The 1,601-nt window shown below is 65.0% G+C and carries 1 protein-coding gene and 1 pseudogene; both read left to right on the top strand.

Going from position 1 to position 1,601, the window contains the following annotated elements; translation table 11 throughout:
- Positions 1–362 (top strand): annotated as a pseudogene (locus tag SB816_RS29645) (amino acid ABC transporter substrate-binding protein); the annotation flags it as partial.
- 127 nt (positions 363–489) lie between these two features.
- A partial coding sequence (locus SB816_RS29640) for an amino acid ABC transporter permease (protein ID WP_269875786.1) occupies positions 490–1,601 on the top strand: 1,112 nt, incomplete at its 3' end.

Here is a 1,601-nt window from a genome sequence, read left to right as displayed (position 1 = left end):
ACTTCTCCAAGGAGCCGCTGGGCCCCATGGTGCGCCAGGGCGACGAGCAATGGTTCAACGTGATCCGCTGGTCGCTGAACGCGATGCTGGAAGCCGAGGAATACGGCATCACGTCCAAGAACGTCGATGAAATGACCAAGAGCACCAATCCCAACATCCAGCGCATCCTGGGCGTGACCCCGGGCATGGGCAAGAACCTGGGCGTGGACGACAAGTGGGCCTACAACATCATCAAGCAGGTCGGCAACTACGGTGAAAGCTTCGAAGCCACGCTCGGCAAGAGCAGCGCGATGAAGCTGGAGCGCGGCCTGAACGCCAGCTACAAGCAAGGTGGCTTGATGTACGGCTGGCCGGTGCGCTAACACACGGCTGCCCGGCATGGCGCCAGTATGGCGCCATGCCTAGCCCGCCTTCGAGCGGGCGGCAGGAGTGGACGGCGCGGGCCGCAAGGCCCCCGCTGCCCGGTGTCCGACTTCTGTAGATTCATTCATGACGACTTCAAATAAAAACGCCCCGATTTCGGCACCCCCCCGGCGTCTGAACTGGAACGATCCCGGTGTGCGCGCCGTGGTCTATCAAGTGATCGCACTGGCCGCCGTCGCGCTGGCGGTGTGGTTCCTGGTTTCAAACACGCTTCACAACCTGTCCGTGCGCAACATCGCCACGGGCTTCGGTTTCCTGCAACGCGAGGCCGGTTTCGCCATCGGTGAAACGCCCATCGCCTATACCCCCGCCGACACCTATGGCCGCGCCATCTGGGTGGGTCTGCTCAACACGCTGCGCGTGGCCGTGCTCGGCATCGTGCTGGCGACCATCCTCGGCACGCTGATCGGCGTCGGCCGGCTGTCCAAGAACTGGCTCGTGGCCAAGATCACCTCGGTCTACGTCGAAGTGATGCGCAACGTGCCGCTGCTGCTGCAGTTGTTCTTCTGGTATGCGCTGATCACCGAGAACATGCCGGGTCCGCGCCAGGCGCACAACCCGCTGCCGGGCGTGTTCATCTCCAACCGCGGCCTCAAGGTGCCGGCGCTGGAAGGCAACTCGCTCGACTGGATGCTGGCCGGCCTGGGCCTGGCCATCGTCGCCATCCTGTTCCTGGGCCACTGGGGCAAGAAGCGCCAGGAAGCCACCGGCCACGTGTTCCCGCTGGGCCGCGCCGCCATCGGCCTGTTGATCGGCCTGCCGGTGATCGGCTGGCTGGTCAGCGGCGCTTCGCTGACGCTGGACATGCCGGAACTGAAGGGCTTCAACTTCAGCGGCGGCCTGACGCTGTCGCCGGAGTTCGCCGCGCTGCTGGCGGGCCTGGTGATCTACACCTCGGCCTTCATCGCCGAAGTGGTGCGCTCGGGCATCCAGGCGGTCAACAATGGCCAATGGGAAGCGGCCGGGGCCCTGGGCCTGCGCCGCAAGCAGGTGCTGCGCCTGGTGGTGCTGCCGCAGGCGCTGCGCGTGATCATCCCGCCGATGACCAGCCAGTTCCTCAACCTCACCAAGAACAGCTCGCTGGCCGTGGCCATTGGCTACCCGGACATCGTGTCGGTGGTCAACACCACGCTGAACCAGACCGGGCAGGCCATCGAGGGCATTCTCATCATCATGGG

The organism is Achromobacter sp. SIMBA_011, from assembly GCF_046535435.1.
Classification (GTDB): domain Bacteria; phylum Pseudomonadota; class Gammaproteobacteria; order Burkholderiales; family Burkholderiaceae_B; genus Achromobacter; species Achromobacter dolens.
The sequence above is the reverse complement of the archived record's forward strand: the minus strand, read 5'-3'. Positions and strand labels throughout refer to the sequence as shown.